Consider the following 23,503-nt stretch of genomic DNA (forward strand, 5'->3'; position numbering starts at 1 on the left):
CCATGCGCCACACCGCCAGCGCCCTGCTCGATCTGTGGACCGAGCCGCAGGACGGGGAATGCCTGCCCTGCTACGTGACGCGAATGCTGACCGACTTCGGCTGCGACGGCACTCCGCGCTGGACGCGGCATTGGCGCGCTCTCCGCGCTCCGGAAGTGAAGACGCTCGACCGAACGCTGCGCGCCATCCCGTGCGACTGCGGAGTGCCCGCCGCGCTCGGCGGCGCGTCGCCACCGGCGGGAAGTCACGCGCCGCCGGTGCATGGAACCCCTGTCGCACCGGGGCCGCCCGCACCGTGTCGCGGAGTCCGCCGCGGCTCGACGAAACCCTGCTCCGCCCACGGCCGCCCGCCGCCCGGTTGAGGACAAACCCCGACGCCTGCCCGCCGATACGTCCATTTGTCGATGAGACCGGTGCAGGAACGGAGGCATCTCGGGAACCGAAGCACCCCGGCTGGCGGCACACCCGCGTGTCCGCGGATCTGCCGCGCCGGAATGCCGTGAACCTCGTGGGTGCGGGGCAGGACTGCTCGCCGCCGAGGCGGAGGTGAGACCTCGGCGGACACGGCCGACGCACGTCCGCAGCTCGCCGCCGCGGCAACTCTCGGCGAGCACGACTGGACTGTGGTGGTCTGCTCAGCCGTCAGCGCGGTGGCGAGCACGGTATTCGCTATGCGCAGGCCTGCCTGCCGGCGGCACACGAGCGGACCCCAGACACGCGTGCCCTGCTCGCAGATGGTGGTGGCTCAGCGAACGACCGCAGAGGAAAGACCGTGCTCGCTTCCGGGCAACCGGCTAGCCACGCCGCCGCAGCCCAGCTTGCTCACCGACAGCGGCAGCCCCTGGCAACGTGGCCGGCGCAGTGGGGCGTCGCGGCCGGGCGAGTAGAACCACGGGCCGGTGACCCGCCTACGCGCCGCCCTCGACGGCGGGCTTCAGGCCGCGCGCGCCGGGCCCGTACTGCGCCATCCGGTCGTCGGTGTTGTAGAGGCCGCACACGCGCAGCGACAGGCATCCGCAGCCGACGCAGCCCGTCAGCCGGTCGCGCAGCCGCTGCAGTGCGTCGATCCGGGCGTCCAGTTCGTCCTGCCATCCGCGGGACAGCCGGGCCCAGTCGGCCTTCGTCGGGGCGTGGTCGCGGGGCAGGGTGTCCAGCGCGTCGTGGATCTCCTCGAGGCTGAGGCCCACCCGCTGCGCGGCACGGATGAACGCGATCCGGCGCAGTACCGACCGCGGGTAGCGGCGCTGGTTCCCCGCGGAGCGCTCGGACGAGATCAGGCCACGGTCCTCGTAGAAGCGCAGCGCCGTGTGCGGCACGCCGCTGCGCTCCGCGACCTGGCCGATGGTCAGGTGGTCGGCAAGCTTGGTCACGGCGTCAGCCTAGCCTTGACTTCAACTTAAGTCGAGGTTGCACGGTCGGTGCATGAGAACAGGTGACGCCCCGACGAGGGCACTGGGCTACGCCGACCTGCCGCGGCTGATCGCCGCCATGCGAGGCGACGAGAAGCACTCCGGGGCCGCGGAGTCCACAGTAGATGTCCTGTGGGTGCTGTACGACCGGGTGCTGAACGTCTCACCCGCCACCGCGGACGACCCCGCCCGCGACCGGTTCCTGCTGTCCAAGGGCCACGGGCCGATGGCCTACTACGCGGTGCTGGCCGCGAAGGGGTTCCTCGACCCGGCGGAACTGCCCGGCTGGGCAGGCTCGGACTCGAGGCTGGGCATGCACCCGGACCGGGTGCTCGTCCCCGGCGTCGAGATCTCCAGCGGGTCGCTCGGGCACGGGCTGGCGCTGGGCGCCGGCATGGTGTTCGGCCTGCGCGCGCGGGGACTGACGGAGCCGAAGGTGGTGGTGCTGACCGGCGACGCCGAACTCGACGAGGGCTCCAACCACGAGGCGATCGCGCTCGCCGGACGGGCGTCGATGGCCCAACTGACCGTCGTCGTGGTCGACAACCAGTCGGCCACGCACGGGTGGCCCGGCGGCATCGCCCAGCGCTTCGCCGTCGAGGGCTGGGCCACCCGCACTGTGGACGGACGCGACCACGACGCGCTCCACGACGCCTTCACCACGCCCCACCCGGACCGCCCGCTGTGCGTAGTCGCGGTCGTCGAGCCGAAGGGAAGTTGAGCCATGCCCGGAATGCGCGAGGCATTTTTGTCCACAATGGATCGGATGCTCGACGAGGATCCGCGCGTCGCGGTGGTCTTGGCCGACATCTCGGCGGCGTCGCTGGCGGATGCCGCGCGGCGGCACCCGGACCGCGTGATCAACGTCGGCATCCGCGAGCAGGCCCTCGTCGGTGTCGCCGGTGGCCTGGCGCTGGCCGGGATGCGGCCGGTGGTGCACACGTTCCCGTCGTTCCTCGTGGAACGGCCCTACGAGCAGGTCAAACTCGACCTGGCGCACCAGGGCGCAGGTGCGGTCCTCGTCTCCTGGGGCGGGTCGTACGACATGCCCACCGCCGGCCGGACGCACCAGTCGCCCGGTGACGTCGCGCTGATCGACACCATCCCGGGCTGGACCGTGCACGTGCCCGGCCATCCCGACGAAGCTGTCGCGGTGCTGCGTGATGCGCTGCCCGGCGACGACATGGTCTACCTGCGGCTGAGCGGCCAGTCGAACGCGCATCCGCGCCCGGGCCCGGGCATGCAGGTCGTCCGGGAGGGCACGCGCGGGGTCGTGCTCGCCGTCGGCCCGATGCTCGACCGGGTGCTGGCCGCGACCGACGGGCTCGACGTGACCGTGCTCTACGCCACGACGGTCCGGCCGTTCGACGGCGCGACGCTGCGGTCCGCGGTGACCGGGGCTGCGGACGTGGTGCTCGTCGAGCCGTACCTGGCCGGCACGTCGGCGCACCAGGTGAGCGAGGCCCTGTCCGACGTGCCGCACCGCCTCCGCGCGCTCGGCGTCCGCCGGGACGTGGAGGTCCGCCGGTACGGCGACGTGGCCGACCACGACCTCGCGCACGGCCTCGACGAGGCGAGCATCGCCGCGGCGGTGAAGGCGTTCCTCGACAGAGCGTGACTCTGCGTCGCTCGATCGACGAGCGCATCGCGGATCAAAGCCACCCAGGTGGGTCTCACCCGGCCGGGTCACCTCCAGTCCGCCCAGCCGCCGCCCGGAAGTGGGGCGGGTCGCTGACACCCGGCCCGCGTGCCGCGCTTCCCGGGATGCCGAACGCGCGGCGGAAGTACCGGAGCCGGGCACCGGCAGCGCCGGCCGCGACCGACGCTGGACGTGGCCCCTGGCCGCGGTCGCTGGTCGGGGCGGACCACTCTGGGGTGGGCCGCTGGTCGGGCCGCCCGCCCCGGACTGCGGAGCCCAGCCAGGCCAGCCAGGCCCGCCCGATGAACCGGGGGAGGACGGCCAAGGCCGCTCCGCGGAACCGCGGGAGGCGGCCAGGCCGGCGGCCCCGCACCCCGCGGGCGGCAAGGCCATCCCGGCGGTGAGGCGATCCGGGTGGTGAGGTCATGCGGGTGGCGAGCCACGCGGGGCGGGAGGTCGTGCGCGTGGCGAAGCCAGGCGGGCGGTGAGGCCGCGTGGGCGGCGGGGCCAGGCGGGCCGGGGCGACGCGGGCCGCGAGGCCATCCGGGCGGCCATCCGGGCGGCGAGGCCAGGCGGCGAGACCAGGCGGCCCGCGGACCACGCATGCTGCGAGGCCGCGCGGGCGCCGCCACGGCTGCGAGGCCGCGTGGGCTGCGAGGTCAGGCGGGCGGTGAGGCCACGCGGGAGGCGAGATGATCCGGGCGGTGAGACCACCCGGGTGGTGAGGTCATGCGGGCCGTGAGGCCGCCCGGGTTGCGAGCAGGCTGCGACACCATGCGGGCGGCGAGACCAGGCGGGCGGCGAGACCACTCGGGCGGTGAGGGCGCGTGGGGCCGTAAGGCCGCCCGGGTTGCGAGCAGGCTGCGAGACATGGCAGCGATGAGGCCACCCGGGCCACGAGACCACGCGGGCTGCGAGACCAGGCGAGCTGCGAGACCGCCCGGGGCCACGGCACCACCCGGGGCCACGACACCACCCGGGCTACGAGACCACCCGGGCCGCGAGGCGGATCTCACCCGCTGCCCGGCGCGTGTTCCGGCAGCAGCCGGCACAGCGCCTCGACCCCGACTTCGAGGTCCTCGGCCGCCGCGGCGGCTTGTTCCAGCTTGCTGTGGATCGTCTGGTACGCGAGAAGTCCCAGCTCGTGTTCCCGCTCCCGCAGCACCGGGCACGCCCGCAGGTCGTCCAGCACGCGGGTCACCGCGGCGGCCACCGTGGCCAGCCCTTGGAGCAGGTCACGCACCTCGTCCCCGCCCAGCCGGGCGCTCTGCAACTCCTCCAGCGACTTGGCCAGCCGCGGGGCCAGATCGGCGGGCCGGGCTTCGCTCTGCGACGGCATCGTCACTCCCTTGTGCGGCGCCCCTGCGCCCACATTCCCCCTCCACCAGCCATCAAACGCCCCCGAGCCGCCCGGCGGAACGGCCCGTGCGAAACCTCTAGACTGGTCAGGTGGCTCGCGTCGTGATTCTGGACTACGGATCGGGGAACTTGCGCTCCGCCGAGCGCGCCGTGCGGCGCGTCGGCGCCGAGGTCGAGGTGACCGCCGACCCGCATGCGGCGCTGGAGGCCGACGGCCTCGTCGTGCCGGGCGTCGGCGCGTATGCGGCCTGCATGGCGGGCCTGCTGTCCGTCGGCGGCGAGAAGATCATCGGCAGCCGCCTCGCCGGCGGCCGCCCCGTGCTGGGCATCTGCGTCGGCATGCAGATCCTCTTCGAACGCGGCGTCGAGCACGGCGTCGAGACCGAGGGCACCGGCGAGTGGCCCGGCACGGTCGAGCGCCTGCACGCCGACGTCGTCCCGCACATGGGCTGGAACACCGTCCGCGCCCCCGCCGGCACCCAGCTGTTCGCCGGCCTGGGCCCCGACGCCCGGTTCTACTTCGTGCACTCCTACGCCGCCCGGCGCTGGGAGCTCGACTCGGGCCTGCCCGGCCAGCAGCCCAAGGTCACCTGGTCGCACCACGGCGAGGACTTCGTCGCGGCGGCCGAGAACGGCCCGCTGTGGGCCACCCAGTTCCACCCGGAGAAGTCCGGCGACGCGGGCGCCCACCTGCTGGAGAACTGGCTGCGCACCCTCTGACCAGGCAGGCGCCACTGCTCCTTATAGTGGCCGCGTGACGTTCACCCTGCTCCCCGCTGTCGATGTGGCCGATGGCCAGGCCGTGCGTCTCGTCCAGGGCGAGGCAGGCACGGAAACCTCCTACGGCAGCCCGCTGGAGGCGGCTCTGGCCTGGCAGCGGGACGGTGCGGAGTGGATCCACCTCGTCGACCTCGACGCGGCGTTCGGCAAGGGCGACAACAAGGAACTGATCTCCCGCGTCGTCGGCGAGCTGGACGTCCAGGTCGAGCTGTCCGGCGGCATCCGCGACGACGCCTCGCTGGAGGCCGCGCTCGCCACCGGCGCCCGCCGCGTCAACCTGGGCACCGCGGTGCTCGAAGACCCGGAGTGGACCGCGAGGGTCGTCGCCGCCTACGGCGACCGCGTCGCGATCGGCCTCGACGTCCGCATCACCGAGCAGGGCCACCGCCTCAAGGGCCGCGGCTGGACCAGCGACGGCGGCGACCTGTGGGAGGTCCTGGAACGCCTGGACCGCGACGGCGCCTCCCGCTACGTGGTCACCGACGTCAGCAAGGACGGCACGCTCAAGGGCCCGAACCTCGACCTGCTCGCCGAGGTCGCGGCCCGCACCGACGCACCGGTGATCGCGTCCGGCGGGGTGTCCAGTTTGGACGACCTGCGCGCGCTGGCCGGCCTGGCCACCGACGGCGTCGAGGGCGCCATCATCGGCAAGGCGCTCTACGCGGGCGCGTTCACCCTGCCGCAGGCCCTCGAAGCGGTCAGTCCCCGAGCTTGATCGCCAGCCCGACGGTCCGCCGACGACCGCGCAGCCGGCTGAAGAACATCGTCACCTGGCCGACGATCCCGTACTTGCGGGCGATCACCTTCCGCACCCGCTCGGTGGCCTCGTCGTCGAGGATCCGCGCCCGCCCGGTCACCACCGGGCCGTGGGTGGAGTTCCCGCGGAAGTCGCAGCCCTGCACGGTGACCTCGGGATTGTTGCGGATCCGCTTGACCTTGCCCGCGGTGCGCTCGCTCCAGACCACGATCTCGCCGGCGTCGCCGGCCGCCCAGACCGGCGTCGGCACGGGCGTGCCGGACTTGCGGAACGTGGTCAGCAGGAGGAACTTCTCGGCGGCCATCCGCTCGAATTCCGACATGCGGTCACAGTAGCGCGGATCACGGCGTGCGACGGCGGAGCGTGACGGCTCCCAGCACGAGCGCGAGGAACACGCAGCCACCGACGACCAGCACGTCCCGCACCGTCGTGGCGTCCAGTGTGGACGATGTGGTGACACGGCCGAGGGCCTCCACCGCGTAGGACAGCGGCATCGCGTGCGAGAGCCAGTTCAGCACCCAGCCCATCTCGTCACGCGCCGCGAACAGCCCGCACAGCAGGAACTGCGGCAGCACGAACACCGGCATGAACTGGATGGCCTGGAACTCGGTGCGGGCGAACGCGCTGACGAACAACCCGAGCGCCATGCCGAGCAGCGCGTCGAGCACCGCGATCAGCAGCAGCACCCCGAACGAGCCCGCGACGTGCAGCCCCTGCCACAGGCTCACCCCGGAGGCCACCGCGACCTGGACGACGGCGAGCAGGCCGAACGCGAGCGCGTACCCGAACAGCAGGTCGAGCTTGCCCAGCGGCGTGGTCATCAGCCGCTCCAGCGTGGTGCTGGTGCGTTCCCGCAGGGTGGCGACCGAGGTGATCAGGAACATCGTCAGGAACGGGAAGACGCCCAGCAGCGCCGGGGCGATGCGGTCGAACTGCGCCGGCGAGTTGAACACGTACCGGAGGAGCACCATCAGCACCGCGGGCACGGCCACGAGCATCACGACGGTGCGCGGATCGTGCCGCAGCTGGGTGAGCACCCGCCGGGCGGTCGCGAGGGTGATGGCCGGGTTCACGATATCGCCGCCTCCCGGTCCCGGATGAGCCGCAGGAACGCCTGCTCCAGGTCCGCCGCGCCGGTGAGGTCGCGCAGCGCGGCCGGCGTGTCGTCGGCGAGCAGCGCACCTTCGCGCATCAGCAGCAGCCGGTCGCAGCGCGCGGCCTCGTCCATCACGTGGCTGGACACGAGCAGCGTCGTGCCCTGCCGCGCGAGCCGGGCGAACAGGTCCCACAGGCTGTCGCGCAGCACCGGGTCCAGCCCGACCGTCGGCTCGTCCAGCACCAGCAGCCCGGGCCGCCCGAGCAGCGCGACCGCGAGGTTCGCCCGGCTGTGCTCGCCGCCGGAGAGGGTGCCGATGACCGCGTGCGCGTGGTCGGTCAGGCCGACCTCGGCGATCACCCGGCCCACGTCGGCGGCCGGCGCGTCGAGGATCGCGGCGAAGTACCGCACCGCTTCGGTGACCGTGAGGTCGGTGTAGATCGCCGGGTTCTGCGTCGCGTAACCGATCTTGCGCCGCAGCGCCGGACTGCCGGCCGGGTGACCGAGCACGGTGACCGCGCCGCCCGCCACGATCTGCACGCCCACGACCGCGCGCATCAGGGTCGTCTTGCCGCAGCCGCTCGGCCCGAGCAGGCCGGTGACCGTGCCGCGGGGCACTGTGAACGTCACACCGCGCACGACCTCGCGGCCACCCCGGACGACCCGCAGGCCGTCCACCTCGACGGCGTAATTGGTCACGTGTTGAATTCTGCGCCCGCCGGTGACGCGGCGTCAAGACCGGGCCGCTGTCTGTTGTGGACTGTCGATCTCGCCGAACCGGGCCAGCGCCAGCGCCGCCGCGACCGCGAGCACGAACCCGGTGACCGCGAATACCGCGAACCCCGGCCGCGTCGCGTCGCCCAGCACGAGCACCCCGATCAGCGACGGCACCACGGTCTCGCCGACCACCATCAGCGCGGTGGCCATCGTGACGCTCCCGCGCTGCAGGGCCGAGGTGTAGAACAGCATCGCGACGACACCCGCCGCGGCGAGCGCGTAGGCGGCGGGATCGGTCAGCACCGCCGGCACGCTGCTCGCGTCCAGGACCCGGCCGGCGAGCGCGACGACGCCGAAGCACAGCCCCGAGATCAGCCCGAGCGCCGGTGTGCGCACGCGTTCCGGCGCCCGCCCGGCGATCCAGCCCACGCCGGCCAGGACCGCGACGACCACCAGCAGGCCGACGTGGAACCCGGTTGCGGCGGGACGTGAACCCTCGCTCTCGGCCGACACGCCCAGCAGTGCGAGCCCCGCGCACACCACGGCGACGGCACCCCACTCGCGGCCGCGCAGCCGCACGCCCAGCGTGAGCGCGGCCACCGCCGTCACCGCGAGGCTCGCCGCCAGCGCGGCCTGCACCACGAACAGCGGCAGCACCCGCAACGCGACCAGCTGCGCCACGAACCCCAGCAGGTCGAGCCCGACCCCGAGCACGAACCGCCACTGCCGCAGCACGCGCACCAGCAGCCGCGGATCCACACCGGACGCGCCCTCGTCCACCGCACGCGCCGCGACGGCCTGGAAGACGGAGGCGATCCCGTAGGCGACCGCGGCGGCCACCGCGCAGAGCAACCCCCACCACACGGCATCCACTCTAGGCCCGGCACCGGTCATCTAACCTGGTGACATGGGTGTAGCGGTCAGGGTGATCCCGTGTCTGGACGTCGACGCGGGCCGGGTGGTGAAGGGCGTCAACTTCGCCGACCTCAGGGACGCCGGCGATCCGGTCGAGCTGGCGCGGGCCTACGACGCGGAGGGCGCCGACGAGCTGACCTTCCTCGACGTGACCGCGTCCTCGGGCAATCGCGAAACGACGTTCGACGTGGTGCGCCGCACCGCCGAGCAGGTGTTCATCCCGCTCACCGTCGGCGGTGGCGTGCGCGCCTGTGACGACGTCGACCGCCTGCTGCGCGCCGGTGCGGACAAGGTGAGCATCAACACCGCGGCGATCGCCCGCCCCGAGTTGCTGCGCGAGGCCTCGCGCCGGTTCGGCGCCCAGTGCATCGTGCTGTCGGTGGACGCGCGCCGCGTGCCCGAGGGCGAGGAGCCCACACCGTCGGGGTTCGAGGTGACCACGCACGGCGGGCGCCGCGGCACCGGGATCGACGCCGTCGAGTGGGCCGCGCGCGGCGAGGAGCTGGGCGTGGGCGAGATCCTGCTCAACTCGATGGACGCCGACGGCACCAAGGCCGGGTTCGACCTCGAGCTGATCGAGATGACCCGCAAGGTGGTCACCGTGCCGGTGATCGCCAGCGGGGGAGCGGGCGCGGTCGAGCACTTCCTGCCCGCCGTCCGGGCCGGGGCGGACGCGGTGCTCGCCGCCAGCGTGTTCCACTTCGGACAGCTGAAGATCGGTGCGGTGAAGGACGCCCTGCGCGCCGGTGGGGTCGAGGTCCGGTGAGCCTGGCACCCGAACTGGCCCAGCGGCTCAAGCGCACCGCCGATGGCCTGGTGTGCGCCGTGGTGGTCGACCACGCGACGTCCGACGTGCTGATGGTGGCGTGGATGAACGACGAGGCGCTGGAGCGCACGCTGACCACGCGGCGTGGCACGTACTTCTCGCGCAGCCGTCAGCAGCTGTGGGTCAAGGGCGAGACGTCCGGGCACGTGCAGCACGTGCGCGAGGTCCGCCTCGACTGCGACGCCGACACGCTGCTGGTGCGCGTCGACCAGACCGGCCCGGCCTGCCACACGGGCACGCGGACCTGCTTCGACGGCGCCGACCGGCTGCTGCTGGCCGACGAGGGCTAGCCGATCTCGCCGGTCAGGTACCGCTGCAGCGTCGGCCCGATGGCGGCCGCCAGCGTCTCGATGTCCGTGGTCGAGAACGGCTCGAACCTGGCCACGTACCGGGCCATCCCGATGCCCACCATCTGGGACGCGCACAGCGACGCGCGCAGTTCCGGCCGGTCCGGCGACACGTGCGAGACCACGTTGTCCAGCACGTGCCGGATCAGGAAGTCCTTCAGGCTCAGCGCCGCCTGGTCGTGGCTGGCGATGCTGCGCACCAGGGCCGGGAACGCGCCACCATCGGTCGCGTCCCACACGGTCAGGAACCGCCGCACGATGCGTTTCCCCAGCCCGTCCACCGGCCCGTCCATCAGTTCGGACACCAGCTGGACCGGGTCGAACGGCAGCTGCAGCACGGCCTGCGCGAACAGGCCCTCCTTGCCGCCGAACCAGTGGTTGACCATGGCCGCGTCGACGCCGGCGCGCCGGGCGATCGCGCGTACGGTGGCGCCCTCGTAGCCGCTTTCGCTGAAGACCTCGCGCGCGGCGGCCACGAGCGCGGCCCGGGTGTCCTGGCCGCCGGGCCGCCGGCCGCGCCGCTTGGCGGGCGTAGGCTGTTCCGCGGTACTCACCCATCCATGATGGCCCGTTCCGGGGTAAAATTCAACGCGACGTGAATTAGTGCCCGGTGCGAAGAGTGTCGGTCCCGCGCGGCACAATGGCTCCATGGTCAGTGCGAATCCCACCGACGGCGGCCTCGGTTCGGTGAGCCCCGCACGCGACGAGTTCCGCGCCCTCGCCGAGGGCCGTCGCGTGATCCCGGTGGTCCGGCGGCTCCTCGCGGACGGCGAGACGCCCGTCGGGGTCTACCGCAAGCTCGCGGCCGACCGGCCGGGCACGTTCCTGTTCGAATCGGCCGAGAACGGGCAGTCGTGGTCGCGCTGGTCGTTCATCGGCGTGCGCAGCCCCGCCGCGCTGACCGTGCGTGACGGCCGGGCGGTGTGGGAGGGCACTCCGCCGGTGGGCCTGCCGACCGAGGGCGACCCGCTGACCGTGCTGCGCGAGACCGTCGCCGCACTGCACACCGAGCCGCTGCCCGGCCTGCCGCCGCTGACCGGCGGGATGGTCGGCTACCTCGGCTACGACGCCGTCCGCTGGCTGGAGAAGCTGCCCGAGCTGGCCGAGAAGGACATCGACATCCCCGAGCTGACCATGCTCCTGGCCACCGACCTGGCGGCCGTGGACCACCACGAGGGCACGGTCACGCTCATCGCGAACGCGGTCAACTGGGACGACTCCCCGGAGCGGGTCGACGCGGCCTACGACGACGCGGTCCGCCGGCTCGAGGACATGACCGAGCGCCTCGGCGCCGCCGCGCCCGCGACCGCCGCGGTGTTCGAACGGCCCGCGCCCGAGTTCGAGCGCCGCCGCAGCCAGGCCGACTACTTCGCGGCCGTGGAGAAGGCGGTCGAGGCGATCAAGGCCGGCGAGGCGTTCCAGGTCGTGCCTTCGCAACGGTTCGAGATCCCCACCCAGGCCGACGCGCTGGACGTCTACCGCGTGCTGCGGACGTCGAACCCGAGCCCGTACATGTACCTCGTGCGGCTGGACGGGTTCGACATCGTCGGATCCAGCCCCGAGTCCCTGGTCACGGTCCGCGACGGCCGCGCCACCACGCACCCGATCGCCGGCACCCGCTGGCGCGGCGCGGACCCGGAGGAGGACGCGCAGCTGGCCAAGGACCTCCTGGCCGACGAGAAGGAGCGCGCCGAGCACCTGATGCTGGTCGACCTCGGCCGCAACGACCTGGGCAAGGTGTGCCGCCCGGGCACCGTGCGGGTGGTCGACTTCTTCACGATCGAGCGGTACAGCCACGTGATGCACATCGTGTCGACCGTCACCGGCGAGCTGGCCGAGGGCAAGACGGCCTTCGACGCGGTCGCGGCGTGCTTCCCGGCCGGCACCCTGTCCGGCGCCCCGAAGGTGCGCGCGATGGAGCTGATCGAGGAGCTGGAGCCGACCCGCCGCGGGCTCTACGGCGGTGTCGTCGGCTACCTCGACTTCGCCGGCGACGCCGACACCGCGATCGCCATCCGCACCGCGCTGATCCGGGACGGGATCGCGTACGTGCAGGCCGGCGGCGGGGTCGTCGCCGACTCGGTCCCGGAGTACGAGGACAACGAATGCCTGAACAAGGCCCGCACGGTGCTCTCCGCGGTCGCCGCCGCGCAGACCCTGGTGCCACCGCGGAAGCTGGACCCGGCCGATGACGTCGCCACCGTCCAGTAAGCGTCCACTGTGGATGGTCGTGGCCGCCCTGCTGCCGGCCGCGGCCGCGCTGTGGGGTTCGTCCCGGCTGGTGTGGTCCGCCGAGCTGCGGGACGCCGGCGTGCGCGGCATGGTGCTCGACAAGCACACCGGTGCGGAGACCACGGGTGCGCTGGTGCCGCTGGCCGTGCTCGCGCTGGCCGGCGTCGCCGGGCTGATCGCGGCGAGCGGGTGGCTGCGGCGCGTGCTCGGGATCGTGATCGCGCTGGCCGGGATCGCCGCCGGCTGGCTGGCGATCGACGGCTGGCGCTTCGGTGGTTTCCCCGAGGGTGCTCCGGCCGGGCAGATCTTCGCCGGCCGGGGACTGGCCCTGCTGGCGGGAATTCTCATGCTCGTCGCCGGGTTGATCGCCGGTAAGGGCGCCGGGCGCATGGCGAAGCTGGGTGCCCGGTACGAAGCTCCGGCCGGCCGCAAGAAGGCGGCCAAGGACCCCGACACGGAACTCTGGGAGGCGCTCTCCGACGGCGAAGATCCGACTACTGATCGGTAGCGGCGGGCGATTTCGCTGCTGGACAAGGCAAGTCCGACCCGGAACCGGTCCGCGCAGGTGGGCGGGTTAGCATCTTTTCTGCGGGAAGGGGAAGGTGTTTGTGAGCCAGCTTTCGAGTGAATGTGCGACAACCGGTGAGGTTGCGCCGTGACCGTTCTCGAAGACATCGTCGCCGGCGTCCGGGAGGATCTCGCCGAGCGTGAGAAGGCGCTCCCGTTCGACGACCTGAAGCGGCTCGCCGCGCAGGCGCCGCCACCGCGGGACGCCCTGTCCGCGCTGCGTGACTCGTCCATCGGCGTCATCGCCGAGGTCAAGCGCCGCAGTCCGTCCAAGGGCTCGCTCGCCGACATCCCCGACCCGGCCGCCCTCGCCAAGGACTACGAGGCCGCCGGCGCGCGCGTCATCAGCGTGCTCACCGAGCAGCGCCGGTTCGGCGGCTCGCTGGCCGACCTGGACGCCGTCCGCGCCGCGGTGGACATCCCGATCCTGCGCAAGGACTTCATCGTCAGCCCCTACCAGGTGCACGAGGCCCGCGCGCACGGCGCCGACCTGGTTCTGCTGATCGTCGCCGCGCTGGAACAGAACGCCTTGATGGCGCTGCTCGACCGGGTCGAGTCGCTGGGCATGACCGCGCTGGTCGAGGTGCACAACGCCGAGGAGGCCGACCGGGCCCTCGAGGCCGGCGCCAAGGTCATCGGCATCAACGCCCGCAACCTGCACACCCTCGAGGTCGACCGGGACGTCTTCGGCCGCCTGGCGCCGGGCCTGCCGTTCGACACGGTGAAGGTCGCCGAGTCCGGTGTCCGCGGCCCCGGTGATCTGATGGCCTACGCCGGCCACGGCGCCGACGCGGTGCTGGTCGGCGAGGGCCTGGTGGCCTCGGGCGACCCGAAGGGCGCCCTGATGAAGCTGGTCACCGCCGGATCGCACCCCGCCTGCCCGAGGCCGAGCCGATGAACGAGCACCCGCACCACGACGAGCACGACCCCGACGAGCGCGGCTACTGGGGCCCCTACGGCGGCCGGTTCATGCCCGAGGCGCTGGTCGGTGTCGTCGACGAGGTGTCCGCCGAGTACGACAAGGCCCGGCTCGACCCGGACTTCGAGGCCGAGTTCAAGCGGCTGCTGCGCGATTACGCCGGACGGCCGTCGCTGCTGACCGAGGCGGAGCGGTTCGCCGAGCACGCGGGCGGCGCGCGGATCTTCCTCAAGCGCGAGGACCTCAACCACACCGGGTCCCACAAGATCAACAACGTGCTGGGTCAGGCGCTGCTCACCAAGCGGATGGGCAAGAAGCGGGTCATCGCCGAGACCGGCGCGGGCCAGCACGGCGTCGCCACCGCCACCGCGTGCGCCCTGATGGGCCTCGAGTGCGTGGTCTACATGGGTGAGGTCGACACCGAGCGGCAGGCGCTGAACGTCGCGCGGATGCGGCTGCTGGGCGCCGAGGTGGTGCCGGTCAAGAGCGGGTCGCGCACGCTGAAGGACGCGATCAACGAGACGCTGCGGGACTGGGTCGCCAACTCCGACACCACGCACTACATCTTCGGCACCGCCGCGGGCCCGTACCCGTTCCCGTTGATGGTGCGCAACTTCCACAAGGTCATCGGCGAGGAGGCGCGCGCGCAGATCCTCGAGCAGACCGGCCGGCTGCCGGACGCGGTCGCGGCCTGCGTCGGCGGCGGTTCCAACGCGATCGGCATCTTCCACGGCTTCATCGACGACCCGGACGTCCGGCTCGTCGGCCTGGAGCCCGGCGGCGAGGGCCTCGACGGCAACCGGCACGGCGCGACCCTGACCAAGGGCACGCCCGGCAACCTGCACGGCGCGGTGTCGTACCTGCTGCAGGACGAGGACGGCCAGACGGTCGAGTCGCACTCGATCTCCGCCGGACTGGACTACCCGGGCGTCGGTCCCGAGCACGCGTGGCTCAAGGACAGCGGCCGCGCCGAGTACCGGCCGATCACCGACGCCGAGGCGATGGAGGCGTTCGCGCTGCTGTCGCGCACCGAGGGCATCATCCCGGCGATCGAGTCGGCCCACGCGCTGGCCGGCGCGATCCAGCTGGGCCGGGAGCTCGGGCGCGCCGGGCTGATCGTGGTCAACCTGTCGGGCCGCGGTGACAAGGACATGGACACGGCCGCGAAGTACTTCGGATTGGTGGACAAGTCGTGAGCCTGCCGGAGCTGTTCGCCCGGACGAAGAGCGAGGGCCGGGCGGCGCTGGTCGGCTACCTGCCCGCCGGCTACCCGACCGTGCCGGGGTCGAAGGACCTGTTCGCGGCCATGCTGGACGCGGGCGCGGACCTCGTCGAGGTCGGCGTGCCCTACTCCGATCCGGTGATGGACGGACCGACCATCCAGCTCGCCGCCGACGCCGCGCTGAAGAACGGCTTCCGCCTGCGCAACGTGTTCGAGGTCGTCGAGTCGGTCGCCGCCCGCGGTGGCCGCGCCGTCGTGATGACCTACTGGAACCCGGTGCGGCGGTACGGGGTCGAGGCGTTCGCGCGGGACCTCGCCGCCGCCGGTGGCCTGGGCATGATCACGCCGGACCTGATCCCGGACGAGGCCGGCGAGTGGCTGGCCGCCTCGGAGCAGCACGGTCTGGACCGCATCTTCCTGGTCGCGCCGTCCTCGTCCGAGGAGCGGATCGACCTGACGGTCAGGGCGTGTTCCGGATTCGTCTACGCGGCGGCCGTCATGGGCGTCACCGGCGCGCGCGACCAGGTGAGCGGGGCCGCCGCCGACCTGGTGCGCCGGACGCGGGCCCACACCGACCTGCCGGTCGGCGTCGGGCTGGGCGTCAAGTCGCGTGAGCAGGCCGCCGAGATGGCCGGGTTCGCGGACGCGGTGATCGTGGGCTCCGCCCTGGTGTCCGCGGCGGCGGGGGGAACGGAGCCGGTGCACGCGCTGACCGGTGAGCTCGCCGAGGGCGTCCGGCAGGCCGTCGCCACCGCCTGATCTTCCGGGGCCACCGCGCCGGCTTCGTCGGAAACAGGTAGCCGTCGCCGGGCTTGATCGGCAGACTGGCGGGCATGCCCTACGAACTCGCGCAGGTGAACGTCGGCCGTCTGGCGGCGCCGTTGACCTCGCCCCAGCTCAAGGACTTCGTGGACGCGCTGGACCCGGTCAACGCACTCGCCGACGCCGCACCCGGGTTCGTGTGGCGGCTGCAGACGGAGGAGGGCAACGCGACCGCGGTGCCGGCGTTCCAGTGGGACGCGGGCGGCAGCGCGGGGGTCATCGTGAACATGTCGGTGTGGCGGTCGGTCGAGGACCTGGCCGCCTACGTGTATTCGGGGGAGCACCGGGAGGTCCTCAAACGCCGGCGCGAGTGGTTCGAGCGGATGCGTGAGGCCTTCACCGCGCTGTGGTGGGTGCCCGAGGGGCACCGGCCGAGCACCGACGAGGCCGAAGAGCGCGTGCGGCACCTGCGGGCGCACGGGCCGACGCCGTACGCCTTCACGTTCCGGGACACGTTCGGGCCGTCCGGTTCGGCGGCCTCCCCCGGCCGCGCGGACCGGGCCGGCAAGGCATGAGCGCGGGGAAGGTGCTGTCGGTCAACGTCGGGGCCGAGCGGGAGCTGCGGGACGCCGATCTGGGCGTCACCGGGATCGACAAGCGACCCGTGGCGGGCCCCGTGTTCGTCGCCGCGCCGGGGCCGCGCGGCTCCGGAGCGAGCGGCGTGGCCGGTGACGTGATCTGCGACCTGCGCCACCACGGCGGCGACGACCAGGCGGTGTACGCGTACGCGCGGGAGGACCTCGACGTCTGGGCGTCCGAGCTGGACCGCGACCTGCCGCCCGGTGTGTTCGGCGAGAACCTGACCACCACGGGCCTCGACCTCACCGGCGCGCTGATCGGGGAGCGGTGGCGGGTCGGGTCGTCGCTGGTGCTGGAGGTGACGTCGCCGCGCATCCCGTGCCGCACGTTCGCGGGCTGGCTGGGCGAGCGCGGATGGGTCAAGACCTTCACGCGGCGCGCGGTGCCGGGCGCGTACTTCCGGGTGCTCGAACCGGGACCGGTGCAGGCCGGGGACGCCGTGCAGGTGCTGTCCCGGCCGGGCCACGACGCCACGATCGCCCTCGCGTTCCGGGCGTTCACCACCGAGCCCGCGCTGTTGCCCCGGCTCGCCGGTGTGGAAGCCCTGCCGGAGTACGACAAGCGCAAGGTGCGCCGCGCCCTGGAGCGGCAGTCCGCGGATTAGGACGTCGTCGACCGCCACCCTCGACCTCGGCTGCTGCGGCCGGCGTGAAAGGCTGGGGCCCGTGGCCCGGCCTTCTCCGCTTCAGGTGCGCAACCTCGTCATCGCCGTGGTGGCGGCTCTCGTGGCCGTCTGGAACGTGACACAGGGTGGCCCGTGGTACCTCACCGCGATCTTCGGCGTCGGGTGCGTTCTCGCGGTCGGCTCGGCGTTCCTGAACCGCCCGGGCTGATCCCCGCGCCGCTCGCCCCGCAGGTTACGGTGACCACGTGAATTCCGCCTCGGCTGTGTTCCTCGCGACGATCCCGAGCCCGGACCGCGGCGTCTGGCACCTGGGACCGATCCCGATCCGCGCCTACGCCCTCTGCATCATCGCGGGCATCGTCCTCGCCATCTGGTGGGGCGACCGGCGCTGGGTGCAGCGCGGCGGGACCAAGGGCACGGTCGTGGACATCGCCGTGTGGGCGGTGCCGTTCGGCCTGGTCGGGGGCCGGCTCTACCACGTCATCACCGACTCGTGGCGCTACTTCGGCGAGGGCAAGGACCCGGTCAAGGCGCTCTACATCTGGGACGGCGGTCTCGGCATCTGGGGCGCGATCGCCCTCGGCGCGGTCGGCGCGTGGATCGGCTGCCGCCGCAAGGGCATCCCGTTGCCGGCGATGGCCGACGCGATCGCGCCCGGCATCGTCGCCGCGCAGGCCATCGGCCGGCTCGGCAACTACTTCAACCAGGAACTCTACGGCGCCCACACCACGCTGCCCTGGGGCCTGGAGATCTACCAGCGCTTCGACCCGAACAACCCGAGCATCCCCGACCAGGGGCCGAACGGCATCGCGTTCGGGCACATCCCGCTCGCCGACAGCCCGGTGCACCCCACGTTCCTGTACGAGCTGATCTGGAACCTGCTCATCGCCGCACTGGTCGTGTACGCCGACCGCAAGCTGCGGCTGGGCCACGGCCGGGCGTTCGCCCTGTACGTCGCCGGCTACACGCTGGGCCGTTTCTGGGTCGAGCTGATGCGCACCGACGACGCGAGCCACATCCTCGGGCTGCGGGTGAACACCTGGGTGTCCGGGCTCGTCTTCCTCGGCGCCATGGTCTACTTCTTCGCCGCCCAGCGCCGCGGCCCGCGCGAGGAGCCGGAACGCTTGCGGAGCAAGGACGCGGAGCCCGTGGACGACGACGGCAAGGTCACCGACCGCAAGTAGTTCTACTCAGGCGCGAGCGCGTCCGGCTCGGCGAGACTGGGACCATGACCGAACCCGACTCCGGCCGGCCGCGGCCCGGGGTGGCCTTCCTCGGATTCGCGCTCGGTGCCGGGCTGCCGGCCGCGGTCGTGGTCGCCCTCGCGCGGGACGCGCTGGCGGACCTCGGCTGGCGCGGGGGCGAGTACACCTACGCGTTCCTCGGCGTCGCGTGCGGCGCGGTGGGCGCCGGGTGCCTCTGCAGGCTCGCCCGGCCGCCGCGGCGCTCGTTCGGGACCGGCCTGATCCTCGGCGGCGTGCTCGGTTTCGCGGCGGCCATCGCGGTCGCCGTGGTGCTCTACCTCGCCCTGGTGAGGTGGGGGCAGTTTTAGGTGTCGGCGGCAGGATGAGTGGTGGCTGTCGCGTCCACGGCGAAGGCAGCGACCAGGACCGGCAGGTCGCCCGCGGCAAAACCCGAGGCCAGCGGCCCCGCTACACCTACCTGCACTCCGCCATCGACGGCTACTCCCGCCTGGCCTACCGAAGCCCTGCCCGACGACACCGCCCGGACCGCGATCGAGTTCGTCCACCATCCCGGCTCCACACCGGCGTCCCAACGCCACGGCCTCCTACGCCTAGCCGGCCAGGCCGCGCCCGGTGATCAGCGGCAGGTCCAGCGCCGTCAGCAGCCCGGGCGGCGCCGCCACCACCGCCGGGATCGCGTTGACCAGCCGCATGGCCGTCGCCTTCAGCCCGGCCGTGTTGTGGTCGCCGTCCGTGCCCACCAGCCGCAGGTCCAGCGTGTAGTTCGGCTCGCCCGTCACCTGCACCCGGTAGCAGCCCCGCCCGGACGGTTGCGGCCAGTCCGGCCCCAGGTCCGCGCGCAGCCGCGTCACGTGCTCCAGCACGCACACCGGACGGCCGCCGCGCATGCCGCGCACCTCGAACCGCAGCGCCGCCGCGGTGCCCTCGCGGATCGTTCCGCACGAGATGTCGAACGTCGACGGCGCGGGCAACCGCTCGAAGCTCTCCGCCACGGAATCCAGCTCGACGCCCAGCCCGGCCGCCAGCTGCCGCACCACGCTGCCCCACGCCAGCGACAGCACGCCCGGCTGCAGCAGCATCGGGGTCTCGTCCAGCGGCGCGCCGAAGCCCATGATGTCGAAGACGACCTTGCGGTTGTCGTAGGTCGAGTAGTCCAGGATCTCGTAGCAGCGCACCTCGTCGATCCGCTCGCACACCCCGGTCAGCACCAGCGGCAGCCAGTCGTTGGCGAACCCCGGGTCGACGCCGTTCACCCACAGCGACGCGCCGCCCTCGGCCGCCGCGGCGCGCACCGGCCCGGACACCTCTTCGGGTACCACCCCGTCCGGGAACTGCAGGAACACCGGGCTGCTCGACACCACGTTCACGCCCGCCCGCAGGATCCGCCGCAGATCGGCCAGGGCCTCCGTCAACCGGTCGTCCGCCATCGCCGTGTAGACCACGCAGTCCGGTTCCAGCGCCAGCAGCGCGTCCGCGTCGGTGGTCGCCTGCACACCCAGCGAGCGGCCCAGCCCGGCCAGCTCACCCGCGTCGCGCCCGGCCTTGTCCGGGTTCGACACCCACACCCCGGCCAGCTCCAGCTCCGGATGCGCGTCGATGCCCGCGATCGCGTGCCGCCCCACGTTGCCGGTGCTCCACTGCACCACCCGGTAGGTCACAGGTCCGGCAGTCCGAGCTCGAGGTTGGGCGCCTGCAGTCCACCGTCCACTTCCAGCACCTTTCCCGTGACGAACGAGCCGGCGGGCGAGGCCAGGTAGACGATCGCGGCGGCGACGTCGGAGACCTCCCCGAGCCGGCGCAGGGGCGTGTCGCCCTCCATCTTCGCCTTGATCTCCGGGTTGTTCACCACCACTTCCAATGCCGAGGTGGCCACCGACCCGACGGCGATCGCGTTCACCCGGATCCGCGGTGCGACGTCGTAGGCGGCCAGCCGTGTGTAGTGCGCGAGCGCGGCCTTCGCGGTGCCGTAGGCGGCGAACCCGCGCCCGGCGACGCGGCCCATGTTCGACGAGATGTTCACGATCGCGCCGCCGTCGGTCATCAGCGGCACGGCGGCGGTGGTGAGCGCGTGCGCGGTCGAGACGTTGAAGCGGAACGCCTCCTCCAGGAACTCCGGCGTGGTCTCCAGCAACGGACGCGGGTAGGTGCCGCCGACGTTGTTGACGACGATGTCGATCCGGCCGAACTCACCGACCGCGGCCTGGGCGAGCGCGGCCGCGGCCGTGGGATCGCTGAGATCGGCGGGCACGACGTGCGCGCGACGCCCGGTTTCGGCGACGCGCGCGGCGACGGTGTCGAGGTCGGCCTTCGTGCGGGAGGAGATCACCACGTCCGCACCGGCTTCGGCCAGCGCGATGGCGGCACCCGCGCCGATCCCGCGCCCGGCGCCGGTGACGACGGCGACCTTGCCGTCCACCCGGAAACGCTCGAGGATCATGCGGCCGACTGTAACAGGTTCTAGTTCTTTTCGGGACGGGTCGGAAGCACCGCCAGCTCGCCCCGTTCCGTCGTGAACACCTCCGCCGTCGCGCCGTAGTACCTCGCCAGTGCCCCGGCCGTGAGCACTTCGGTGGGCGGCCCGGCGGCGACGGCCGACCCGCGGTCGAGCAACAGGACCTGGTCGGCGTACTGCGCCGCGAACGTCAGGTCGTGCAGCGTCGACACGACCGTGATGCCGTCCTCGTGCCGCAGCCGGTCGATCAGCTCGAGCAGGGCCTGGGCGTGGCCGAGGTCCAGGCCCGTCGTCGGTTCGTCGAGGAGCAGCAGGCTCGCCCGCTGGGCCAGCACCCGCGCCAGCACCGCGCGCTGCCGTTCGCCGCCGGAGAGCATGTCCATCCGGCGGCCCGCCAGCGCGGAGAGGTCGAGGCGCGCCAGCACTTCTTCCACAATGGACAGATCGTGGCGGCTCTCCCGCGCCAGCAGGCCCAGGTGCGGGGTCCGGCCGAGCAACACGTAGTCGGTGACCGTCAGCCCGGCCGGCAGCGACGGGTCCTGCGGTGCGTACCCGACGATCCGCGACAGGTCCTTTCGCGACAGACGAGTACGTCCGTCGATGCGCACTTCGCCTTGTGCGGGCAGGAGCCCGGCCACCGTTTTGAGCACAGTGGACTTACCGGCCCCGTTGGGGCCGACGATGGCCAGCCAGCCGCCTGCGGGCACCTCGACCGAAACCCCGTGCACCACCGGGCGGTCTCCGTAACCGGAGCGCACCGAACGCAGCGACAACGCCGTCATGACACCCGCCGCCGCGACGAGCGCAGGATCCACGCGAAGAACGGCGCCCCGGTGAACGCGGTGACCACGCCCAGCGGCAGTTCGCCGGGCATGATCGTGCGGGCCAGCTGGTCGGCCAGCACCAGGAAGGCCGCGCCGCCGACCAGCGACAACGGGATCACCACGCGGTAGCTCGCCCCGGCGAGCATCCGCACGACGTGCGGGACCACGATCCCGACGAACCCGATCAGCCCGCTCACCGACACCGCCGCCGCGGTCGCCAGCGACGCCGCCGCGAGCACCACCAGCCGGATCCGGCCCGGCCGCAGGCCCAGTGACGCCGCCTCCGCGTCGCCGAGCGTGAGCACGTCCAGCAGCCGCGCGGACAGGCACAGCACCACCGCGGCGACCGCCACGTACGGCACCGCGATCGCCACCTCCCGCCAGCCGCTCACGTTCAGCCCGCCCAGCATCCACGTGTAGACCTGCCGGATCGTCTGCGTGTTCAGCTGCTGGGCGAACGTCTGGATCGCGGTGAGGAACGACGCCACCGCGACCCCGGCGAGCAGCAGGGTGCTCGTGCCCCCGCCGCCGGCCGAGCGGCCGACCAGCCAGCTCAACCCCACCCCGCCGAGCGCCCCGGCGAAGGCGGCCGGCGGCAGCGGGCCGATGACCCAGCCGGTGACCGACGGTGCCAGCACGACCACGAGCGTGGCCGCCATGCCCGCACCCGCCGCCGCACCGAGCAGGTACGGGTCGGCGAGCGGGTTGCGGAACACACCCTGGAACGTCGCCCCGGACACCGCGAGCGCCGCGCCGACGATCGCCGCCAGCAGCACCCGGGGCACCCGCAGCTGCCACACGATCGCCGCCTCACGCGCGGACAGCGGCGACTGCCCGCCGGTGACCTGCGCCCACATCTCGGCGAGCACGCGCTGCCAGCCGAGGTCGCTCGCGCCGGCGAGGACCGCGGAGACCAGGACGGCCACGAGCGCCAGCAGCCCGACGATCAGGACCGGTGCCCGCAGCCGCGTCCGGGTGTCAGGCACCGGCGTCGGCGATCGTGTCGGCGACGGTCCGGACGAGATCCACGATGCGCGGGCTCCAGCGTGACGCGATGTCGTCGTCCAGCGCCACGACGTGGCCGCGCGCCACGGCGGTCAGGGTGTTCCAGCCGGGCCGGGCGGCCACGGTCTGCGCGTTCTGCCCGCAGCACTTGCTGTCCGCCAGGAAGATCAGGTCGGGGTTGGCCTGCAGGATGCGCTCGGCGGACAGCTGGGGGTAGCCGCCGGAGGCGGCCGGGTCACTGCCGTCGGCGATGTTGGTCAGACCGAACCGCGTGAGCACCTGGCCGACGAAGGTCGCCGACGTGACGCTGTAGTACGTCTGGTCCAGCTCCCAGTAGTAGGACAACGGCCGCGCCGGCTTCGGGGTGTCCGCGACGATCTTGTCGATGTCGTCCTTCGCCTGGCGCGCCAGGCTTTCCCCCTCGGCCTGGTGCCCGGTCGCCTTGCCCAGCGCGACGAACTGGGCGTAGGCGTCGTCGAGGGTCTTCGCGTCAGGCATCACCAGCGTCTTCGTGCCGGTCTTCGCGAGCGCGTCCGCCAGGCCGGTCGTGTCGGCGTAGACCACGACGAGGTCCGGCCGGTAGGCGGCGATCGCCTCGGGGTCCGGGCTGAGGCCGGACAACTGGGTCTTCGGCGCCTGCCCGGGGTAGTCCGACGCCGAGTCGACGGCCACGACCTGCGGCCCGGCGCCCAGGGCGAACAGCGTTTCGGTCGCCGAGGGCGACAGCGACACGATCCGCTGTGGCTGACGGTCGAGCGTGACCGCGGGCGCACCGGGCGCGGACACGGTGACGGGGAAGGTGCCCCCGGTTTCGGGTGGGGCGGCGGAGTCGGTGTCGGACGGGCGCGTGGCGCACCCGGTCAGGACGAGCAGGACCGCCAGCAGCGGTGCGAAACGACGGAACACAGGAAAACCTCGGGTTTCCGGCCGGCGTCACGGGGCCCCGTCCCGCACCCAGGCGTAACGGACGCCGCACCCCTGAGCCGGGGGCGAAAGGCGTCGGCGCGGCGGCAGGCGACCTGGCTCGACCGGGCGTGCACGCAGCGCACCCGAGTCATCACAGTTGCGGCACAGCACCGGGTTCCCACCGGTTTCGCGACCACCGCACCACTGGCCGGCAAGCCGCTGACCAGCGTGAGGAACGCTACCACCGGCGAATCTGGCCTTTCCCGGCAACGCTCACGTAATCTTGTCGGGATCACGCGG

The 23,503-nt window shown here is 72.9% G+C and carries 29 protein-coding genes and 1 pseudogene; 18 read left to right on the top strand and 12 right to left on the bottom strand.

Translation table 11 applies throughout. The features are described 5' to 3' along the window. Window positions 1–2: 2 nt before the first annotated feature. Window positions 3–362 carry a DUF2695 domain-containing protein gene (locus tag FB470_RS35775; protein WP_370876504.1) on the top strand — a complete coding sequence of 120 codons (360 nt, stop codon included), beginning with the start codon at window positions 3–5 and terminating at the stop codon, window positions 360–362. Window positions 363–908: 546 nt separating this feature from the next. Here the strand turns inward: FB470_RS35775 and soxR are convergent. Next, on the bottom strand, window positions 909–1,370 hold the full coding sequence (gene soxR / locus FB470_RS19565; RefSeq protein ID WP_306993519.1) for a redox-sensitive transcriptional activator SoxR: 462 nt from the start codon (window positions 1,368–1,370) through the stop codon (window positions 909–911). Between the two features lie 52 nt (window positions 1,371–1,422). On the opposite strand from soxR, the gene FB470_RS19570 reads away from it, so the two are divergent. Then, complete coding sequence (locus FB470_RS19570) at window positions 1,423–2,130, top strand: thiamine pyrophosphate-dependent enzyme (protein WP_306993520.1); 708 nt, start codon at window positions 1,423–1,425, stop codon at window positions 2,128–2,130. Window positions 2,131–2,133: 3 nt separating this feature from the next. Beyond that, window positions 2,134–3,027 carry a transketolase family protein gene (locus FB470_RS19575; RefSeq protein ID WP_306993522.1) on the top strand — a complete coding sequence of 298 codons (894 nt, stop codon included), beginning with the start codon at window positions 2,134–2,136 and terminating at the stop codon, window positions 3,025–3,027. Between the two features lie 1,033 nt (window positions 3,028–4,060). Here the strand turns inward: FB470_RS19575 and FB470_RS19580 are convergent. Further along, window positions 4,061–4,387: a hypothetical protein gene (locus FB470_RS19580; protein WP_306993524.1), complete on the bottom strand. Its 327-nt coding sequence runs from the start codon at window positions 4,385–4,387 to the stop codon at window positions 4,061–4,063. Between the two features lie 110 nt (window positions 4,388–4,497). Here FB470_RS19580 and hisH point away from each other — a divergent pair, with 110 nt between their 5' ends. Both hisH and priA read left to right on the top strand, forming a co-directional pair. After that, window positions 4,498–5,127 carry an imidazole glycerol phosphate synthase subunit HisH gene (hisH, locus tag FB470_RS19585; protein WP_306993526.1) on the top strand — a complete coding sequence of 210 codons (630 nt, stop codon included), beginning with the start codon at window positions 4,498–4,500 and terminating at the stop codon, window positions 5,125–5,127. A 34-nt stretch (window positions 5,128–5,161) separates the two neighbouring features. Then, window positions 5,162–5,902 carry a bifunctional 1-(5-phosphoribosyl)-5-((5-phosphoribosylamino)methylideneamino)imidazole-4-carboxamide isomerase/phosphoribosylanthranilate isomerase PriA gene (gene priA / locus FB470_RS19590; RefSeq protein WP_306993528.1) on the top strand — a complete coding sequence of 247 codons (741 nt, stop codon included), beginning with the start codon at window positions 5,162–5,164 and terminating at the stop codon, window positions 5,900–5,902. On the opposite strand, the gene FB470_RS19595 is transcribed toward priA, so the two are convergent. From FB470_RS19595 to FB470_RS19610, 4 genes are read right to left on the bottom strand one after another with little or no spacing between them, the layout of a single operon-like run. Next, on the bottom strand, window positions 5,886–6,266 hold the full coding sequence (locus tag FB470_RS19595) for a PPOX class F420-dependent oxidoreductase (protein ID WP_306993529.1): 381 nt from the start codon (window positions 6,264–6,266) through the stop codon (window positions 5,886–5,888). The two genes, priA and FB470_RS19595, sit on opposite strands and share 17 nt — an antisense overlap. A gap of 19 nt (window positions 6,267–6,285) precedes the next feature. After that, on the bottom strand, window positions 6,286–7,017 hold the full coding sequence (locus FB470_RS19600) for an ABC transporter permease (protein ID WP_306993530.1): 732 nt from the start codon (window positions 7,015–7,017) through the stop codon (window positions 6,286–6,288). Then, window positions 7,014–7,739, bottom strand: a complete 726-nt coding sequence (locus FB470_RS19605; protein WP_306993531.1) for an ABC transporter ATP-binding protein — start codon at window positions 7,737–7,739, stop codon at window positions 7,014–7,016. Before FB470_RS19605 ends, FB470_RS19600 begins: the two co-directional genes overlap by 4 nt. A gap of 33 nt (window positions 7,740–7,772) precedes the next feature. Continuing rightward, on the bottom strand, window positions 7,773–8,621 hold the full coding sequence (locus FB470_RS19610; protein WP_306993533.1) for a DMT family transporter: 849 nt from the start codon (window positions 8,619–8,621) through the stop codon (window positions 7,773–7,775). Between the two features lie 43 nt (window positions 8,622–8,664). Between FB470_RS19610 and hisF the strand changes: the two genes are divergently transcribed. After that, the gene (hisF, locus tag FB470_RS19615) at window positions 8,665–9,438 is read left to right on the top strand and encodes an imidazole glycerol phosphate synthase subunit HisF (RefSeq protein WP_306993535.1); all 774 of its coding nucleotides are present in this window, start codon (window positions 8,665–8,667) and stop codon (window positions 9,436–9,438) included. Beyond that, window positions 9,435–9,788, top strand: a complete 354-nt coding sequence (hisI, locus tag FB470_RS19620; protein ID WP_306993537.1) for a phosphoribosyl-AMP cyclohydrolase — start codon at window positions 9,435–9,437, stop codon at window positions 9,786–9,788. Before hisF ends, hisI begins: the two co-directional genes overlap by 4 nt. On the opposite strand, the gene FB470_RS19625 is transcribed toward hisI, so the two are convergent. Then, window positions 9,785–10,399, bottom strand: a complete 615-nt coding sequence (locus tag FB470_RS19625) for a TetR/AcrR family transcriptional regulator (protein ID WP_306993539.1) — start codon at window positions 10,397–10,399, stop codon at window positions 9,785–9,787. The genes hisI and FB470_RS19625 overlap by 4 nt on opposite strands. Window positions 10,400–10,493: 94 nt before the next feature. Between FB470_RS19625 and FB470_RS19630 the strand changes: the two genes are divergently transcribed. The 11 genes and pseudogenes from FB470_RS19630 to FB470_RS35780 form a co-directional block, all read left to right on the top strand. Continuing rightward, a complete protein-coding gene (locus FB470_RS19630; RefSeq protein ID WP_306993541.1) occupies window positions 10,494–12,056 on the top strand; it encodes an anthranilate synthase component I in 1,563 nt (520 codons plus the stop codon). Further along, the gene (locus tag FB470_RS19635) at window positions 12,034–12,585 is read left to right on the top strand and encodes a Trp biosynthesis-associated membrane protein (protein WP_306993542.1); all 552 of its coding nucleotides are present in this window, start codon (window positions 12,034–12,036) and stop codon (window positions 12,583–12,585) included. Before FB470_RS19630 ends, FB470_RS19635 begins: the two co-directional genes overlap by 23 nt. 147 nt (window positions 12,586–12,732) lie before the next feature. Beyond that, window positions 12,733–13,542, top strand: a complete 810-nt coding sequence (trpC, locus tag FB470_RS19640) for an indole-3-glycerol phosphate synthase TrpC (protein WP_306993544.1) — start codon at window positions 12,733–12,735, stop codon at window positions 13,540–13,542. Continuing rightward, a complete protein-coding gene (gene trpB / locus FB470_RS19645; protein ID WP_370876505.1) occupies window positions 13,539–14,759 on the top strand; it encodes a tryptophan synthase subunit beta in 1,221 nt (406 codons plus the stop codon). The genes trpC and trpB overlap by 4 nt, the downstream gene beginning before the upstream one ends. After that, window positions 14,756–15,544: a tryptophan synthase subunit alpha gene (gene trpA, locus FB470_RS19650; protein ID WP_306993546.1), complete on the top strand. Its 789-nt coding sequence runs from the start codon at window positions 14,756–14,758 to the stop codon at window positions 15,542–15,544. The genes trpB and trpA overlap by 4 nt, the downstream gene beginning before the upstream one ends. 74 nt (window positions 15,545–15,618) lie before the next feature. Next, window positions 15,619–16,122: a DUF3291 domain-containing protein gene (locus FB470_RS19655; protein ID WP_306993548.1), complete on the top strand. Its 504-nt coding sequence runs from the start codon at window positions 15,619–15,621 to the stop codon at window positions 16,120–16,122. Then, on the top strand, window positions 16,119–16,790 hold the full coding sequence (locus FB470_RS19660) for an MOSC domain-containing protein (protein WP_306993550.1): 672 nt from the start codon (window positions 16,119–16,121) through the stop codon (window positions 16,788–16,790). Before FB470_RS19655 ends, FB470_RS19660 begins: the two co-directional genes overlap by 4 nt. A gap of 61 nt (window positions 16,791–16,851) precedes the next feature. Continuing rightward, window positions 16,852–17,019 (top strand): hypothetical protein, encoded by a 168-nt coding sequence (locus tag FB470_RS19665; protein WP_306993552.1) that lies wholly within the window; start codon window positions 16,852–16,854, stop codon window positions 17,017–17,019. A gap of 37 nt (window positions 17,020–17,056) precedes the next feature. Then, window positions 17,057–17,995 carry a prolipoprotein diacylglyceryl transferase gene (gene lgt, locus FB470_RS19670; RefSeq protein ID WP_306993554.1) on the top strand — a complete coding sequence of 313 codons (939 nt, stop codon included), beginning with the start codon at window positions 17,057–17,059 and terminating at the stop codon, window positions 17,993–17,995. 44 nt (window positions 17,996–18,039) lie between these two features. Further along, complete coding sequence (locus FB470_RS19675; protein WP_306993556.1) at window positions 18,040–18,363, top strand: hypothetical protein; 324 nt, start codon at window positions 18,040–18,042, stop codon at window positions 18,361–18,363. A 20-nt stretch (window positions 18,364–18,383) separates the two neighbouring features. Continuing rightward, window positions 18,384–18,561, top strand: a pseudogene (locus FB470_RS35780) (IS481 family transposase); the annotation flags it as partial. A gap of 45 nt (window positions 18,562–18,606) precedes the next feature. Here FB470_RS35780 and FB470_RS19680 read toward each other — a convergent pair. Genes FB470_RS19680 through FB470_RS19700 form a run of 5 tightly spaced genes read right to left on the bottom strand, consistent with a single transcriptional unit; the run spans window position 18,607 to window position 23,203 of the window. Then, on the bottom strand, window positions 18,607–19,674 hold the full coding sequence (locus FB470_RS19680) for an NAD(P)H-dependent amine dehydrogenase family protein (protein ID WP_306993558.1): 1,068 nt from the start codon (window positions 19,672–19,674) through the stop codon (window positions 18,607–18,609). Further along, window positions 19,671–20,453: an SDR family oxidoreductase gene (locus tag FB470_RS19685; RefSeq protein ID WP_306993559.1), complete on the bottom strand. Its 783-nt coding sequence runs from the start codon at window positions 20,451–20,453 to the stop codon at window positions 19,671–19,673. The genes FB470_RS19680 and FB470_RS19685 overlap by 4 nt, the downstream gene beginning before the upstream one ends. A gap of 20 nt (window positions 20,454–20,473) precedes the next feature. After that, window positions 20,474–21,250, bottom strand: coding sequence for an ABC transporter ATP-binding protein (locus FB470_RS19690; RefSeq protein ID WP_306999380.1), 777 nt, complete (start codon window positions 21,248–21,250; stop codon window positions 20,474–20,476). Further along, complete coding sequence (locus FB470_RS19695) at window positions 21,247–22,278, bottom strand: FecCD family ABC transporter permease (RefSeq protein WP_306993561.1); 1,032 nt, start codon at window positions 22,276–22,278, stop codon at window positions 21,247–21,249. Before FB470_RS19695 ends, FB470_RS19690 begins: the two co-directional genes overlap by 4 nt. After that, entirely contained in the window at window positions 22,271–23,203 is a 933-nt protein-coding gene (locus tag FB470_RS19700) for an ABC transporter substrate-binding protein (RefSeq protein WP_370876506.1), read from the bottom strand. Before FB470_RS19700 ends, FB470_RS19695 begins: the two co-directional genes overlap by 8 nt. Between the last annotated feature and the right edge of the window lie 300 nt (window positions 23,204–23,503).

The organism is Amycolatopsis thermophila (genome assembly GCF_030814215.1).
Classification (GTDB): domain Bacteria; phylum Actinomycetota; class Actinomycetes; order Mycobacteriales; family Pseudonocardiaceae; genus Amycolatopsis_E; species Amycolatopsis_E thermophila.

Coding starts and splice junctions, on each gene's coding strand:
- FB470_RS35775 (WP_370876504.1), top strand. CDS start 3: ATGCGCCACACCGCCAGCGCCCTGCTCGATCTGTGGACCGAGCCGCAG.
- FB470_RS19570 (WP_306993520.1), top strand. CDS start 1,423: ATGAGAACAGGTGACGCCCCGACGAGGGCACTGGGCTACGCCGACCTG.
- FB470_RS19575 (WP_306993522.1), top strand. CDS start 2,134: ATGCCCGGAATGCGCGAGGCATTTTTGTCCACAATGGATCGGATGCTC.
- FB470_RS19580 (WP_306993524.1), bottom strand. CDS start 4,387: ATGCCGTCGCAGAGCGAAGCCCGGCCCGCCGATCTGGCCCCGCGGCTG.
- FB470_RS19595 (WP_306993529.1), bottom strand. CDS start 6,266: ATGTCGGAATTCGAGCGGATGGCCGCCGAGAAGTTCCTCCTGCTGACC.
- hisF (WP_306993535.1), top strand. CDS start 8,665: ATGGGTGTAGCGGTCAGGGTGATCCCGTGTCTGGACGTCGACGCGGGC.
- FB470_RS19630 (WP_306993541.1), top strand. CDS start 10,494: ATGGTCAGTGCGAATCCCACCGACGGCGGCCTCGGTTCGGTGAGCCCC.
- FB470_RS19635 (WP_306993542.1), top strand. CDS start 12,034: ATGACGTCGCCACCGTCCAGTAAGCGTCCACTGTGGATGGTCGTGGCC.
- trpB (WP_370876505.1), top strand. CDS start 13,539: ATGAACGAGCACCCGCACCACGACGAGCACGACCCCGACGAGCGCGGC.
- FB470_RS19655 (WP_306993548.1), top strand. CDS start 15,619: ATGCCCTACGAACTCGCGCAGGTGAACGTCGGCCGTCTGGCGGCGCCG.
- FB470_RS19660 (WP_306993550.1), top strand. CDS start 16,119: ATGAGCGCGGGGAAGGTGCTGTCGGTCAACGTCGGGGCCGAGCGGGAG.
- FB470_RS19675 (WP_306993556.1), top strand. CDS start 18,040: ATGACCGAACCCGACTCCGGCCGGCCGCGGCCCGGGGTGGCCTTCCTC.
- FB470_RS19685 (WP_306993559.1), bottom strand. CDS start 20,453: ATGATCCTCGAGCGTTTCCGGGTGGACGGCAAGGTCGCCGTCGTCACC.
- FB470_RS19690 (WP_306999380.1), bottom strand. CDS start 21,250: ATGACGGCGTTGTCGCTGCGTTCGGTGCGCTCCGGTTACGGAGACCGC.